Source organism: Mesorhizobium sp. WSM4821 (assembly GCF_055901555.1).
In genome coordinates this window covers 1,350,869-1,364,834 of record NZ_CM148371.1, presented here as the reverse complement: position 1 = coordinate 1,364,834, position 13,966 = coordinate 1,350,869, and the positions used below count along the sequence as shown (strand labels likewise).

The window sequence follows — 13,966 nt, the reverse complement described above, 5'->3', positions numbered from 1 at the left end:
ACCGCCTAACGAGGCCGCGGAACAGCGCCGACCCCAACGTGTTCAGGACGGTCCGCTCAGGCGCGGCGGCGGTAATCCTTCTTCGAAGGGGATGGCGCGCGCCTCCGAAGGCAGCATGATCGGGATGCCGTCGCGCACCGGATAGGCAAGCCGTGCGACCCTCGAGATGAGCTCGCCGCGCTCCGGATCCCAGGCAAGCGGGCCCTTGGTCAGCGGGCAGGCTAGTAATTCCAGCAGCCTTGGGTCGACATTGGCATTCTTTCCGTCACGCCCATCCGCCATCGGATTCCCCTCGGCCTTGCAGGCCCAACCTATTGCAGACTCGAACCAAAATCCTCGTTTTCGCGCGCCAGCGCCATTTCGGTGATGGCAATCAGCGTTTCGGCGCGTGTCTTCAGGTCCGCCGCTTCGAGGAGCGCCTGTTTCTCGGCCGGCCCGTAGGGAGCCATCATCGACAGCGCATTGACCAGCATGGCATTTTCGGCGCGGCTGACGCTTTCCCAGTCGGCTTCAAGATCGTTGGCCTGCAGATAGGCGCGAAACGCCTTGAGCAGCGCCGGCCGATCGATCCCGGCCTCCGCCTGATCTTCATCGAGATCGGTGAGGAAGGGCGCAAACCGGCACTGGCGGAAGGGCGTCTTGACCGTAAGTTCCTGCACGATGCGAAACCGGCACACGCCCTGCAGCGAAATCAGGTAACGGCCGTCGCCGCTCTCGGAAAGCGCGATGATCCGCCCGGCGCAGCCGACATTGCAAAGCTCCGGCTCGCCATCGGCACGCCGGGCGCCGTCGAGGCTGGGCTGTATGATGCCGATCAGCCGCGAGCCGGCGATCGCCTCATCCACCATCTCCAGATAGCGCGGCTCGAAGATATTGAGCGGCATGCGGCCTCCCGGCAGCAGCAATGCGCCTTCAAGCGGGAAGACCGGCACCGTCGACGGCAAATCCGTATCGAGCCGGTAATGCGCGTTTCCCGCCTGCACTTCAATCCTCCGCTCGCTTCCTCGAGAAGCACGTCAAATCCGCCCACTCTTCACAACCTGACGCGCAAGCGTCACAAGCGAAAAACGGACTGGCCCACTAATCTGGCGCAGCAGCCGCCGACCGCAAGGCCATCAAGCAAAAACAGCTTATGCCTCGCTCAGGAAAACAGCAGCGACGACAATTTGCGCCGCGCCGCCAGCGTTGCTTCGTCGGTCATGCCCCAGGCCTCGAAGAACTGCAGCAACTGCGTCTTGGCGCCGTCGTCGTTCCACGAGCGATCGGCCTTGACGATCGCCAGCAGATTGTCCGCCGCGGCCGTGCGCTCACCGTTGGCGTTCTGGATCATGGCAAGATCGAAACGTGCCTGGTGGTCCCCGGGGTTCTCGGCCAGGCGCCGCTCGAACTCAGCCGGATTGCCAAGCGCGGATGCCTGCGCGGCAAGCGCCATCTTGGCGCGCACCGCGGCGAGCGGCGGCGCATCTTTCTTTGCTTCGGGCGCCCGCGCCAGCACGGCTTCGGCACCCTCGGCATCGCCGGCCTCGAACAGCAGATCGCCCAACCCGGCAATCGCTTCGATTGTCTCCGGCGCCTGTTCCAGGATCGCGTCGTAGATATCCGCCGCCGTCTGCGCATCGCCGGCGTCGCGCGCCTCCGCGGCCGCGGCAAGCGCCTCGGCAACCTGAGGCGCACCATTGGTCTTACCGCCGACCTTCTGGATGAACGCGGCGATCTGGCTTTCGGGAATGGCGCCCATGAAGCCATCGACCGGCTGGCCGTCCTTGAAGGCGATGACCGCCGGTATCGACTGGATGCCGAGCTGGCCGGCGATCGAAGGATGATCGTCGATGTTCATCTTGACCAGTTTGACCTTGCCGCCGGCGGCCGTGACCGCCTTTTCCAGCAGCGGCGTCAGTTGCTTGCACGGCCCGCACCATGGTGCCCAGAAATCGACCAGCACCGGCTGTCGGCGCGATTCCTGGATAACGTCGGCGGCAAATGTGGCGGTCGTCGTATCCTTGATGACGTCGACGGCGACAGGCGGCTCGCCAAGCGCAACTTTTGCGGGGGTCGGATCGATGCCGCCATACTGCACCGACGTGGCATACTGTCCGCCATTGCCACCAAATGGGCCGCCAAATGGATTGTTGTCGCTCATCTCGTCACCCTTTCGGTCGCGCCGCCGGCCACCGGCCCGGCGCAACGCCCTTATCCTCGCTCAGAAGTCGATTATCGCCATCCAATGTGGCGATCATGCCGTGACTTTCAAGATAACAGCATCATGCCCGGTTGCCTCGACGAATCTGACAAGGTCGGCGGCGGCGATCGATGTCGTTGCCTCATTGGTCAGCGGATGGGCGTTGATGACAGCATGGTCCATCAACTCCTGGTCGAGAACCACCTTGACCCGCCGCTCCGTATCGTTGATCACGCCGAACACCGTGACCGCGCCCGGAACGACCCCGAGAAGCTCCATCAACATCTCCGGCTTGCCGAAAGACACGCGGCTGGCGGCGCCGATCACATGGTGGATCTGCTTGAGATCGACTACCGCCTCCTCGCCGACGCTGACCAGGAAGAAATTGTCTTTCTTGTCCTTGAGGAACAGGTTCTTGGTGTGCCCGCCGGCAATTTCTCCACGCAACGCCTGCGAATCGGCGACCGTGAACAGCGGCGGATGACGCAGGGTCGAGACTTCGATCCCGAGGTCGGTGAGAAAGGCGAAAAGCTCGGCTTCGGTTTTCGGCATGCTGTTTCTTGTGGGACTTCGTGTTGTCGCGGCCTGGATCATGCCGTTTACGGCCAATGAGCAGGTCGAGACAAGACCGACGTGCAACGAAGCAGTGATTCCCGTCCGCCATATCCGCAAGGGAGCTTCCAGGCGCCGTCAGGTGCGGCCAAAAAAGCCTGCGATTTCCCTGTTGCAATCGCCGCGCTCTTCAGCCATATAGGCGCGGCTTGCGGCCCAAAGCCGCGCGAGCGGGTGTAGCTCAGGGGTAGAGCACAACCTTGCCAAGGTTGGGGTCGAGCGTTCGAATCGCTTCACCCGCTCCAGTTTCCTTCCAGGGAATCAAGCAAATTGCGAAGTAGGCCGGATCCCTTTCCGGCCTTTTTCTTTTTTGCACGGCGTCACCGGCAGGAGGAGTGAGCTTGCCACCGCTCCTTTAGCCAGCAGGCGCTTTGTTCGCCGCGCGGACACGCTCCGATAGAGTTTAGGACCTTTGCCTTCCAATCTCGGACCAAGGTCCGTCTTGCGGACAGGTGTATTTAGACGCAACTGGCTAAATAACGGACCTTTTATATCAGAAAGTCCTCACGTTTGTAGTCTAAGACCATCCTGGCGGGTGGGCGACTCGAAGGAGGAATCATGAAGAATCGAACCAGTCTGTTTGTAACGGTTGCCGTCCTCGCCCTTGTCGCGTCTCCGGTCCTCGCCGGACCTGGCGGCAATGGCGGTGGGCACGGCAACGGCGGAAGCAACGGCAACGGCGGAAACTCGGCTGGGGCTGGATCGCAGGGACACGGCGCCGCCACGTCCGCGGCGGCCAAGGATAAGTCCACAACCGGGATTGCTCATGCAATGGCTGTCGTTGCGACGACGCCGGCCTCGCCGCAGGCCACCCTGTCCTTGCAGGCAGCCTTGGACAAGTTCCTGGCAAGAGACGCCGAGGATGACCCGGCAGAGCCTTCCGACGACACCTCCGGCGAAATTCCTGACGCAGCCGAATAGACTGTAAATCGTGCGTTGCGGGCGGAGCACCGCACGCACTGTCGAATTCTTGCCCGACTGGCGGGCTTCCGCATCTGTTCGGCCGGGTCAGGCGGGGGCCGACATCGAGCCCGATCCTTCGGGTCGCTGGACGGTCCTGCCCCCTACAGACTGTCCAGAGCACCACAGGCCTCGGCCGGTGGTGCGTTTTTGCGCGGGCACTCAACTGGCGCCGCCGTGCACTGCCCCTCTACCTGCCCGAAGACGCGACGTGGTGAAAGGAACGGCGGCGCCGTCAGTTCCTGGGAACGGCGAACATGTCGAAATTCTTCTTCCTGCCGAGATCGTTTTCGGTGAGCTTCGGACCGAACAGCGTTGTCGGCCCAGCCAGGTGGACGTCGTAGCCCTTGTCGGCGAAGAAGCGGTGCATCCTCAGCCGCTCGTCCATCGAAAGATGGTGATTGACCTGGGACTTGATATAGGGTCGGCATTCGTCGATCAGCGCGCTGATCGAGATCAGAACCGACAGGTCATGCGATTCCACATCGGTCTTGATGTAGCGCAGACGCTCGATGCGCCGGCCGAGCCGGGCACGGATCAACGGTTCAATCCGCCGTCCCTCGACCGTGATACTGAAAGCGCTCCCGTGCTTCCACCGCGAAACCCCTGTGTGGTCGCCGCCGTTCTCAAACCCCGGATTGCCGTAGTCGAAGACGAACGACCCATCTTCGGGTGTCGCTGCGTAGGGGATCGGGAAAATGTTCAATCGGGGGGTTGAGCGCGGCATTGGCTCCGAGGATCGTAAAGGCATAGGCGTTCGGTTCGAAAGCGAGGACCAGGCACTGCGATCCGCAGGCGAGGGCGATCGGCACCGTGCTGTCGCCAACCTGGGCGCCAACGTCGATCGCGAAGTCGCCGTCGCTCAGGAATGTCCGGAGGTCGTCGACTTCGTCCTGGGTGAGATCGAGATCGGCCCCCCGCGGGTTTTCCAGCGAGCGAACTCAATTTTCCCGTCTTTCGGAACATCAATGACCTGTATCGAGTGGCCGTAAACACGTGTCCTTGGCTTCAATCCAGGCAGATAGAAAAATTCTTTGAGCCTCATCTCCTGCTGATAGCGCACACCATGACGATATTTCAAGCGGCGCCCAGCGCTGTAATGCCGGCATTGACCGGAATGGCTTTATTTGTCTGGGGCTATCTGGCGCCTGCGCCTCTACGGAAGTCCGACGGCGACATGCCGGCCAGCTTGCGGAACGACTTGTTGAAGGCGCTGAGCGAACCGAAGCCGGAGTCCATGGCGACGCGCAGCACGTTGGCGTCCTGGTGCATCAGCAGCGCCTGCGCGTAGCTGAGCCGCAACAGGTTGACATATTCGTTGAGCGTCATGCCGGTCGATTTCTTGAAAATGCTCATGGCGTATTTGGGATGGATGTCGGCCGCCGCCGCGATGTCCACGCAGTCGATGTCATAGAGGAAATTCTCCGCGATGAAGTCGCACATGCGCCCGACATTGCGCAGGGACTGCTGATCGAAGGGACTGCCTGCTTCCTGCTCGATCGGGTTATCGGGGGCGAGCCGGTAGGGCTCGAACCGCACTCGTTCCAGCCGCAGCAGGAGTTCGTTGACGGCGTGCTCGGCCTTGGCTGGATCGCCCGACCGGACATAGCGGTTCCAGCGCTCGAAATTGTCGTTGTCGGACCGGTCGGTGGCATTGGTCACCAATGTCGCGCCCGTCATCAGCCGATTGCGAACGTCCGCCGGCAAATGCAACCGGAAGAAGTGCACAAGCGGCAGATGCGCGCCGGCAAAGACGGCATCGTTCGACGCATCCACCATCTGGTGCGGCAGGCCGCCCCAGAACAGGCACATCTCGCCCGTCGACAGCGAGATCTCGTGATCGTTCATGCGGTAGTGGACAGTGCCGCATATGATGAAGTTCACCTCGACCTGGGCATGCCAATGCGGTTTGAGCATCACCAGCGGATGATTGTGAAACGTCTGAAGGAGCAGCGGCAGGCCTTCCACGCTGCTGGCGCCGGGCTGGTAAAACGGCCTTTCCGGCATCTTACTTTCCGCCAATTCCTTATTCCCTTTGTCGCGGACAAGCCTTCCCCACTGCCTAGTCTAGGCACGCTCGCGAAGAGAGAGCAAATGAAATGGGAGGATTTCGATGCGCACCATATTGACTTGCGCCGCGCTTGCGCTTGCCCTGGGCTCAGCCCCGGCCTTTGCGCAATCCGGCGAAATCACGATCTGGAGCTGGAACGTCGCCGCTTCATCGCTGAAGGCCACCATAGAAGGCTTCAACAAGCAGTTCCCCGACATCAAGGTCACCGTCCAGGATCTCGGCAACCAGCCGACCTACGACAAGTCGATCGCCGGCTGCGCCGCCGGCGGCGAGGGGCTGCCTGATATCGTAACGATCGAGAACGGCGAGGCCGAGAACTACTGGAGCCAGTTCCCGGACTGCTTCGTCGACCTTCACACGCTAGGCTATACGGCCGAAGACCAGGCGAAATTCCCCGATTTCAAGCGTACCGAGCTCGAAGTGGAAGACAAGGCCTATTCGATGCCGTGGGATTCGGGCCCGGTAGCGATGTTCTACCGCCGCGACTTCTACGAGAAGGCCGGCGTCGACCCCGCCTCGATCAAGACCTGGGACGATTTCATTGCCGCCGGCAAGAAGATCCAGGACGCCAATCCCGGCGTGACGATGACCAACGCCGATTTCAACGGCGATTCCGAATTCTTCCGGATGATCGCCAACGAGCAGGGCTGCGCCTATTTCGCCGCCGACGGGCAGTCGATCATCGTCAACCAGCCGGCCTGCGTGGCGTCGATGACCAAGATCAAGGAGATGAAGGACGCCGGCATCATTTCCTCGGCCGACTGGAGCACCAAGATCACCAACAACACCGCCGGCAAGGTCGCCAGCCAGATGTATGGCGGCTGGTACGAAGGCACCATCCGCACCGAATCGCCCGACGGCAGCGGCAAATGGGGCGTCTACCTGATGCCGAGCCTCACTGCCGACGGCCCGCACGCCGCCAATCTCGGCGGCTCGTCACTCGCCATCACCTCGGTATCCAACAACAAGGAAGCCGCCTACGCCTACCTGAAATACTCGCTCGCGACCAACGAGGGCCAGATAGCGATGCTGAAGGGCTTCGGCCTCGTGCCGTCGCTGATCTCGGCGCTCGATGACCCCTATGTCTCCGAAGGCCAGCCCTATTGGGGCGGCCAAGCCGTGTGGAAAGACATCCTCGGCACCTTGCCCAAGGTCGTCCCCAGCCGCGGCACGCCGTTCCAGAGCGACGCGGAAATCATCGTCCGTTCGGTGCAGACCAAGTATCTGGGGGGCGGCTATCCGGACGCAAAGGCGGCGCTCGACGATGCCGCAAATCAGATCGCCTCGGCGACCGGTCTGCCGATCGCAGAGTGATCTGGATGCAGCTCTTCCTTCTCCCCCTTGTGGGAGAAGGTAGATTGGCGCGCAGCGCCAAGACGGTTGAGGGGTGCTGGCCGGAGCGCGGCCTTTGCCAAGCTGGAACACGCCTCATCCGACCGCTTCGCCTTCTCCCACAATGGGGAGAAGGAAAGACCGCGCCGACCTCGACAATGAGCCGGCAAACCTAGAAAACGGGAAGGAGGCAACGATGCGCTATCAGAACGCCACGGCGTATCGCTTCCTCGCGCCCTATCTGCTGATCTTCGCGGTCTTCTGGCTGTGGCCGATCATCAGCTCGTTCCTGATCTCCTTCCAGGCGACGCGCACCGTGCCGTGGCGGTTCGCGCCCACCTTCAACTGGGGCCGGCTGATCGGCGACCCGGCCTTCTTCAATGCCTTGAAGAACACGCTGCTCATCCTCGTCATCCAGGTGCCGGTGATGATCACTTTGGCGATCGTGATGGCCGTGCTTTTGAACTCGCCCCTGCTGAAAGCGAGAGGCCTGTTCCGCTTCGCCTTCTTCGCCCCGGTCGTGGTCGGCGAAGTCGCCTATTCGGCGGTCTTCCGGCTGATGTTCAACCTCGATTACGGCATCATCAACAAGCTGTTGAACAGCGTCGGCTTGCCCAGCGTCGACTGGTTTTCCAACGTCACGCCGGCGATGGCGGTCATCATGATTGCTGTGACCTGGCGCTGGGCCGGCTACAACGCCATCATCCTTCTCGCCGGCCTGCAGTCCATCCCCCAGGATGTCTACGAGGCGGCGACGCTGGATCGCGTCAGCAAGCTCAAGCAGTTCTTCTACATCACCCTGCCGCTGCTCAAGCCGATCATCGTGTTCTGCGCCGTGCTGTCGATCATCGGCACCATGCAGCTGTTTACCGAGCCCTTCCTGATCACCGAGCGCGGCGGCCCGGGCGGCGGCACCGAAACGCTCGGGCTGCTGCTTTACCGCCAGGGCTTCAGGTCGCTCAATTTCGGCTACGCCTCGGCCATCGCCTACACCATGGCCGGGCTGGCGATCACCATCTCGCTGGTGCAACTGTGGCTGACGAGGGACCCGAAATGAGCTCGCGTTCCTCCTCCAGCCGTTCCTCCGCCAGATTGGGACGCAGCATCGCGCTGCATCTCTTCCTGACGCCGCTGGCGCTGATCTGGCTGTTTCCGCTGTGGATGATGGTGATCTTTTCGACCATGCCCGACAGAGGCATATTCAGCCCCAGCATCGAGCTTTTGCCGCACGGCAGCTTCCTCGACAATGTCAACAATTTGCAGCGCGACACGAATTTTATCGGCGCCATCGGCATCTCGGTGTCGGTGGCGGTGACCTATACGTTTCTGTCGGTGCTGCTCACCTCGATGGCGGGCTGGGCGCTGGCTCGCTACCAATTCTTCGGCAAGGGCCTGGTCGTCGCCATCATCCTCGGCACCATCACGCTTCCCTATGCGGTCGTGCTGATCCCGCAATTCATTATGGTGGCGCGCGACTTCAAGCTCGCCAACACCTGGGTAGCGCTGATCGTGCCGCCGCTCTTCAACTCGCTTGGCGTCCTGTTCATGCGGCAAGCCTTCTCGATGATGCCGCATGAACTGTTCGACGCCGCTCGGGTCGAGGGGGTCAAGGAATGGCGGATATTCCTGTTTGTCGCGCTGCCGCTGGCGCGGCCAATGCTGGCAGCGCTCGCCATCATCCTGTTCCTTGCCTCCTGGAACAACTATCTCTGGCCGCTGCTGATCAATTCCAAACCCGGCGCGATGACGGCGCCTGTGGCGCTCGGCACGCTGATCGGCCTCACCAAAGTGTCGTGGGGCGGCATCATGGCGGGCGCCGTGATGCTGACCGCGCCAATGCTCGTCGTGTTCGTGCTCTTGCAGCGTCATTTCATCGCCGGCATCGCCGCCGGCGCCATCAAATAAATCAGGAAGATTGCATGGCGGGTGTCTCGCTCAACAACGTCGTCAAGCGCTTTGGTGATTTCGAGATCATTCACGGCGCCAGCCTCGATATCGCCGACGGCGAGTTCGTCGTGTTCGTCGGTCCCTCGGGCTGCGGAAAGTCGACGCTGCTGAGAATGATCGCCGGGCTGGAGGACATCAGCGGCGGCGAGATCGCCATCGGCGGCAAGACGGTGAACGATGTCGAGCCGGCCGACCGCGGCATCGCCATGGTGTTCCAGTCCTACTCGCTCTACCCGCATATGAGCGTCGAGCAGAATCTGAGCTTCGGACTGAGGATGAACGGCAACCCGAAGGCCGATACCGACCGGCGCGTCAAGAAAGCGGCCGAGATACTGCACATCACCGATCTGATGGCGCGCCGCCCGCGACAGCTTTCCGGCGGCCAGCGCCAGCGCGTCGCCATTGGTCGCGCCATCGTGCGCGAACCGCAGGTGTTCCTGTTCGACGAGCCGCTCAGCAATCTCGATGCCGAGCTCAGGGTGCAGATGCGGGTCGAGATCTCGCGTCTTCACAAAGAGCTCGGCACGACGATGATCTACGTCACGCATGACCAGATCGAGGCGATGACGCTGGCCGACAGGATCGTGGTGCTGCGTGGCGGCCATGTCGAGCAGATCGGCAGGCCGCTCGATCTTTACAGTGACCCTGACAATCAGTTCGTCGCGGGTTTTGTCGGATCGCCGAAGATGAACTTCATCACCGCCCAGGTCCTTGAGCGCGGCGCCTCCGGTGTGACGGTCGAATTGGCAGGCGGGACGCGTCTTACACAGCCCCTGAACGGGCCGGCGCCCGAACCGGGAAGCAAGGTTGTGGTGGGCGTTCGCCCGGAACATTTCGGCCATGCCGGAAAGGGCGATGCCGACCTTTCTGTGACCATTGACGTCGTCGAGCACCTGGGCGGCACGAGCTTCCTCTACGCCAGTACTGCGGCTGGCGACGATATCGTCATCCAGCGCGACGCGGCCGAAGTTTCCGACGCCCCAGAGATCACCGTTTCCATCCGCAAATCTTATTTATTCGACGACAAAGGACGGCGGCTGCGCTGACGCCCAGTTCGTCTCAAATCCCAGGAGAATGACAATGACTTCAATCGCGCCCATCCGCTGGGGCATTCTCGGGCCCGGCACCATCGCCAAGGCCTTTGCCGGCGGCGTGGCTCATTCGCGCACCGGCACATTGGCCGCTATCGGCGCGCGCAATCCCGGCAAATCAGGCCTCGCCGAAAGTTTCCCCGGTGCTCGCATCCTCGACGGCTACGATGCTTTGCTTGCGGACCCGGACGTCGACGCGGTTTACATTTCGACGCCGCATCCCAGCCACGCCGAATGGGCGATCAAGGCGGCTGAGGCCGGAAAGCATGTGCTTTGCGAAAAGCCGATGGGGCTGACTGCTTTCGAGGCCGACGCGATGATCCATGCGGCGCGCAAGGCCGGCACCTTTCTCGGCGAAGCCTTCATGTACCGGCCGCATCCGCAGACGGCAAAGCTGGTCGAGCTGGTCAGGTCCGGCGCGATCGGCGAGGTGCGCATGATCAAGTCGAGCTTCGGCTTCGCCATGCCGAGCTTCATGCCGGAGCACCGGCTCTATGCGAACGATCTCGCCGGCGGCGGCATTCTCGATGTCGGCGGCTATCCCGCCTCGATGGCGCGGCTGATTGCCGGGGCAGCAGCGGGAGAACCTTTCGTCGAGCCGGATAAGGTGGCTGGTGCTGCGCATCTCGGCCAATCCGGCGTCGACGAATGGGCTTCGGCGCTGCTGCATTTTCCGGGTGGCATCGTCGCCGAAGTCTCCTGCGGCATCTCGCTTGCGCAGGACAATGTCCTGCGCATCCTCGGCACCAAGGGCCGCATCGAGGTCGCGGATTTCTGGCATGCGAGCGGCAAGGAAGGCGGCACCGGCGAAATTCGCATCATCCGGCCGGACGGCGAGGAGACTATCAGGATCAAGGAGGACCGCTGGCTTTACGCTTTCGAGGTCGACGCCGCCGGCGAGGCCATTCTTGCCGGAAAGCAGGAATTTGCCTGGCCGGGCATGGGCTGGGCAGACAGCCTCGGCAATCTGCGCGTGCTCGACAAATGGCGCGCTGCGGTCGGGCTCGAATATGATATCGAGAAGCCGGCAAAGCGTCTCAATACGATATCCGGCCGGCGGCTGCGTTCCGGCGGCACCGCGATCCCGAAGCGCGAAATTCCGGGTCTACCGCGGCCGGCCTCGTGCCTTGCGCTCGGCTTCGAGGACTTCCGTACTTTCTCCTCGGGCATGATCCTGCTCGATGCCTATTTCGAGGCCGGCGGCAACGTCTTCGACACGGCCTACATCTACGGCTCGGGCTACACCGAGACGCTGCTCGGCCAATGGTTGAAGAATCGTGGGGTGCGTGACCAATCGGTGGTCATCGGCAAGGGCGCGCACACTCCGCTCTGCTATCCCGATGTGATCGGCAAGCAGCTCACCCAGTCGCTCGACCGGCTGCAGACCGATCATGTCGATGTCTATTTCATGCACCGCGACAATCCGGATGTGCCGGTCGGCGAATTCGTCGACGCAATGGACCAGGAGCTTAGGGCCGGCCGCATTCGCGGGCCGTTCGGTGGCTCGAACTGGACAAGGGAACGCATGGACGAGGCTATTGCCTATGCCGAGCGGACCGGCAAGCAAAAGCCCGGCGCGCTTTCGAACAATTTTTCGCTGGCCGAAATGCTGGAGCCGATCTGGGCAGGCTGCGTCACATCGTCGAGCGATGAATGGAAGGCCTGGCTGGTCGCCCGGCAGATGCCGAATTTCGCCTGGTCGAGCCAGGGGCGGGGTTTCTTCACCGGCCGCGCCGCGCGTGACCAGCGCGACAATGAAGAGCTGGTGCGGGTCTGGTATTCGGAAAAGAATTTCGGCCGCCGCGACCGGGCGATCGAGCTCGCGAACAGGCTGGGCAAGAGCCCGATCCATGTCGCGCTCGCCTATGTCCTGGCGCAGCCGTTCCCGTCCGTTCCGCTGATTGGACCGCGCACGCTTGACGAAATGGAGGACAGTCTGCGGGCGCTCGACATTGCGCTTTCGCCGGACGATCTGGCGTGGCTGGATGGCGGTTCGGATCGGAAGTTCGCACGCAGTGCGGGGTGACAACAGGGCAATCGCATTGGCCTGCGCTGCCCCGCCTGCGTCCAGCGTTAGTGGTTGGCGAAAGCGGAAGCGCCATCCAAACTCCCCTTGCGGGGGAGATCGGCAGCCTCGCCGACGGCGCCTACTCCGGTGCCCCAGCGGCCGACACCCAGCCAGCCCCCACCCTACACACTCACCTTCGGCCGCCGATGCTTCCACGGCATCTCCCGTTCCAACTGCGTCGAGACGGCGAGCACGGTCGCCTCGTCGCCGTAGCGGCCGATCAGCTGTACGCCGATCGGCACGCCGCCGGCGGACCAGCCGAGCGGCAGCGAGATCGCCGGCTGCCCGGAGATGTTGAAGGGGAAAGCGAAGACGGCGTCCGTCCATTTCGCATTGTAGCGGTCGATGTCCGGTTCCGACATATCGTAGTAGCCCACGGGTCTCGGCAGCTGAGTGAGTGTCGGGGTGATGAACAGATCGTAGGGCGAGAGATCGCCGACGATGTCGCGGCCGACCTGCCGGATCGTCTCGACGTCGGAGATATGACGGATGCCGCTCGTCGCCCGGCCACGCTCGATGATCGCCCAGGTCACCGGCTCGACCTCGGCCTGCGTCACCGGCCTGCCGATGACCGTTTCATGGTAACCGAAGGTTGCCGCCGTCTGCACGCAGGTCATGTTAGTGTAGGTCTTCCACACCGCGTTGGCCTCGAGCGGCATGTCGTGCTCCTCGACATCGTGTCCCAGGCGCTCGAGCGCAGCCACCGTCGCCAGCACCGTGGCCTTGACCTCGGGGTCGACGGCCGTGCCGTTGGGCGGCGTGACGGTGAAGCCGATGCTCAGCCCTTTCGGCGTACGCGACGAGAGGCTGAGCCAGCTGCCGTCCGGGACCGGCGGCGTATAGGGATCGCCAGGCAGCGCGCCGGCCACCGCATCGAGATAGGCCGATGTGTCGCGCACCGTCCGCGAACAGCACAGGAAATAGGCGCCGCCGTACCAATAGTCGCCGAAGGGCGCCAGGCTGACGCGCCCGCGCGACGGTTTCAGGCCGACGATGCCGCAGCAGGACGCCGGGACGCGGATCGAGCCGGCGCCATCGCTGGCCTCGGCGATCGGCACCATGCGCGCGGCGATGGCCGCCGCAGCGCCGCCACTTGAGCCACCGGGCGTGATGCCGTCCTTCCACGGATTTTTCGTCGCGCCGTAAAGCTTTGGTTCGGTGGTGATCGACCACCCGTTTTCGGGCGCGTTGGATTTGCCGACAAGCACCAGGCCCGCCGCCTTCATGCGGCGCACGACTTCGGTGTCGAAGTCGGCGACAACGTCTTTGAGAAAGAAGCAGGCGTTGGTGTTCGGCGCCCCGGTCCAGGACGAGGCCAGTTCCTTGAGCAGGAACGGTACGCCGGCAAAGGGCGCGCTTCTGTTGACCGTTTCAGCCGAGGCGCGCGCCATGTCGTAGAGGCGGTGCACCACCGCGTTCAGCGCCGGGTTGAGCCGCTCGATCGTCGTGATGGCCGCCTCGACAAGCTCGGCCGGTGAGACTTCCCCACACTTAACCAGCCTGGCGAGATCCAGCGCGTCCGCCGCGGCGTAGGTCTCCAGGAAACTGTCGCTGATTTCGGCCATGTCTCTCTCCCTTCGTGCTGCGACCGTCGCCGTCCCCTCACCCAGCCTCCGCTTCGCTCGGCTGACCTCTCCCCGAGGGGAGAGGAGGTCGCCAGCGTTTGACGCCAGCCTCTTCTCCCCAGCGGGGAGAAGGCGGCCGCG

At 62.9% G+C, this 13,966-nt stretch carries 13 protein-coding genes and 1 tRNA gene; 7 read left to right on the top strand and 7 right to left on the bottom strand.

From position 1 onward, the window contains the following. Nucleotides 1-42 precede the first annotated feature (42 nt). The 4 genes from AC0NID_RS06375 to AC0NID_RS06360 all read right to left on the bottom strand — a co-directional run bounded on the left by AC0NID_RS06375 (nucleotide 43) and on the right by AC0NID_RS06360 (nucleotide 2,731). Nucleotides 43-282 (bottom strand): Trm112 family protein, encoded by a 240-nt coding sequence (locus tag AC0NID_RS06375; RefSeq protein WP_473451924.1) that lies wholly within the window; start codon nucleotides 280-282, stop codon nucleotides 43-45. Between the two features lie 29 nt (nucleotides 283-311). Continuing rightward, nucleotides 312-983: an LON peptidase substrate-binding domain-containing protein gene (locus AC0NID_RS06370; RefSeq protein WP_473451922.1), complete on the bottom strand. Its 672-nt coding sequence runs from the start codon at nucleotides 981-983 to the stop codon at nucleotides 312-314. Between the two features lie 158 nt (nucleotides 984-1,141). After that, complete coding sequence (trxA, locus tag AC0NID_RS06365) at nucleotides 1,142-2,140, bottom strand: thioredoxin (RefSeq protein ID WP_473451920.1); 999 nt, start codon at nucleotides 2,138-2,140, stop codon at nucleotides 1,142-1,144. A 93-nt stretch (nucleotides 2,141-2,233) separates the two neighbouring features. Next, a complete protein-coding gene (locus AC0NID_RS06360) occupies nucleotides 2,234-2,731 on the bottom strand; it encodes a prolyl-tRNA synthetase associated domain-containing protein (protein ID WP_473451919.1) in 498 nt (165 codons plus the stop codon). A 230-nt stretch (nucleotides 2,732-2,961) separates the two neighbouring features. Between AC0NID_RS06360 and AC0NID_RS06355 the strand changes: the two genes are divergently transcribed. Together AC0NID_RS06355 and AC0NID_RS06350 are read left to right on the top strand one after the other, a co-directional pair. Then, a tRNA-Gly gene (locus AC0NID_RS06355) sits at nucleotides 2,962-3,036 on the top strand. 313 nt (nucleotides 3,037-3,349) lie between these two features. Then, nucleotides 3,350-3,712, top strand: coding sequence for a hypothetical protein (locus AC0NID_RS06350; RefSeq protein ID WP_473451917.1), 363 nt, complete (start codon nucleotides 3,350-3,352; stop codon nucleotides 3,710-3,712). Nucleotides 3,713-3,986: 274 nt separating this feature from the next. On the opposite strand, the gene AC0NID_RS06345 is transcribed toward AC0NID_RS06350, so the two are convergent. Together AC0NID_RS06345 and AC0NID_RS06340 are read right to left on the bottom strand one after the other, a co-directional pair. Continuing rightward, nucleotides 3,987-4,478 (bottom strand): class I SAM-dependent methyltransferase, encoded by a 492-nt coding sequence (locus AC0NID_RS06345; RefSeq protein WP_473451916.1) that lies wholly within the window; start codon nucleotides 4,476-4,478, stop codon nucleotides 3,987-3,989. A gap of 410 nt (nucleotides 4,479-4,888) precedes the next feature. Then, nucleotides 4,889-5,758 carry a helix-turn-helix domain-containing protein gene (locus AC0NID_RS06340; RefSeq protein ID WP_473451914.1) on the bottom strand — a complete coding sequence of 290 codons (870 nt, stop codon included), beginning with the start codon at nucleotides 5,756-5,758 and terminating at the stop codon, nucleotides 4,889-4,891. Nucleotides 5,759-5,864: 106 nt separating this feature from the next. On the opposite strand from AC0NID_RS06340, the gene AC0NID_RS06335 reads away from it, so the two are divergent. From AC0NID_RS06335 to AC0NID_RS06315, 5 genes are all read left to right on the top strand, one after another. Beyond that, nucleotides 5,865-7,136, top strand: a complete 1,272-nt coding sequence (locus tag AC0NID_RS06335) for an ABC transporter substrate-binding protein (protein WP_473451912.1) — start codon at nucleotides 5,865-5,867, stop codon at nucleotides 7,134-7,136. Nucleotides 7,137-7,350: 214 nt separating this feature from the next. Next, complete coding sequence (locus AC0NID_RS06330) at nucleotides 7,351-8,211, top strand: carbohydrate ABC transporter permease (protein WP_473451910.1); 861 nt, start codon at nucleotides 7,351-7,353, stop codon at nucleotides 8,209-8,211. Beyond that, nucleotides 8,208-9,059: a carbohydrate ABC transporter permease gene (locus tag AC0NID_RS06325; protein WP_473451908.1), complete on the top strand. Its 852-nt coding sequence runs from the start codon at nucleotides 8,208-8,210 to the stop codon at nucleotides 9,057-9,059. The genes AC0NID_RS06330 and AC0NID_RS06325 overlap by 4 nt, the downstream gene beginning before the upstream one ends. Nucleotides 9,060-9,073: 14 nt before the next feature. Further along, nucleotides 9,074-10,147 carry an ABC transporter ATP-binding protein gene (locus tag AC0NID_RS06320; RefSeq protein WP_473451906.1) on the top strand — a complete coding sequence of 358 codons (1,074 nt, stop codon included), beginning with the start codon at nucleotides 9,074-9,076 and terminating at the stop codon, nucleotides 10,145-10,147. A gap of 34 nt (nucleotides 10,148-10,181) precedes the next feature. Then, nucleotides 10,182-12,218, top strand: coding sequence for an aldo/keto reductase (locus tag AC0NID_RS06315; protein WP_473451904.1), 2,037 nt, complete (start codon nucleotides 10,182-10,184; stop codon nucleotides 12,216-12,218). 164 nt (nucleotides 12,219-12,382) lie between these two features. On the opposite strand, the gene AC0NID_RS06310 is transcribed toward AC0NID_RS06315, so the two are convergent. Further along, a complete protein-coding gene (locus tag AC0NID_RS06310) occupies nucleotides 12,383-13,825 on the bottom strand; it encodes an amidase (RefSeq protein ID WP_473451902.1) in 1,443 nt (480 codons plus the stop codon). Between the last annotated feature and the right edge of the window lie 141 nt (nucleotides 13,826-13,966).

Bases quoted from the DNA above. Each gene is read 5' to 3' on its own strand.
- AC0NID_RS06340 (WP_473451914.1), bottom strand. From the start codon at position 5,758: ATGCCGGAAAGGCCGTTTTACCAGCCCGGCGCCAGCAGCGTGGAAGGC.
- AC0NID_RS06375 (WP_473451924.1), bottom strand. From the start codon at position 282: ATGGCGGATGGGCGTGACGGAAAGAATGCCAATGTCGACCCAAGGCTG.
- AC0NID_RS06310 (WP_473451902.1), bottom strand. From the start codon at position 13,825: ATGGCCGAAATCAGCGACAGTTTCCTGGAGACCTACGCCGCGGCGGAC.
- trxA (WP_473451920.1), bottom strand. From the start codon at position 2,140: ATGAGCGACAACAATCCATTTGGCGGCCCATTTGGTGGCAATGGCGGA.
- AC0NID_RS06360 (WP_473451919.1), bottom strand. From the start codon at position 2,731: ATGCCGAAAACCGAAGCCGAGCTTTTCGCCTTTCTCACCGACCTCGGG.
- AC0NID_RS06335 (WP_473451912.1), top strand. From the start codon at position 5,865: ATGCGCACCATATTGACTTGCGCCGCGCTTGCGCTTGCCCTGGGCTCA.
- AC0NID_RS06320 (WP_473451906.1), top strand. From the start codon at position 9,074: ATGGCGGGTGTCTCGCTCAACAACGTCGTCAAGCGCTTTGGTGATTTC.
- AC0NID_RS06325 (WP_473451908.1), top strand. From the start codon at position 8,208: ATGAGCTCGCGTTCCTCCTCCAGCCGTTCCTCCGCCAGATTGGGACGC.
- AC0NID_RS06350 (WP_473451917.1), top strand. From the start codon at position 3,350: ATGAAGAATCGAACCAGTCTGTTTGTAACGGTTGCCGTCCTCGCCCTT.
- AC0NID_RS06330 (WP_473451910.1), top strand. From the start codon at position 7,351: ATGCGCTATCAGAACGCCACGGCGTATCGCTTCCTCGCGCCCTATCTG.
- AC0NID_RS06315 (WP_473451904.1), top strand. From the start codon at position 10,182: ATGACTTCAATCGCGCCCATCCGCTGGGGCATTCTCGGGCCCGGCACC.
- AC0NID_RS06345 (WP_473451916.1), bottom strand. From the start codon at position 4,478: ATGCCGCGCTCAACCCCCCGATTGAACATTTTCCCGATCCCCTACGCA.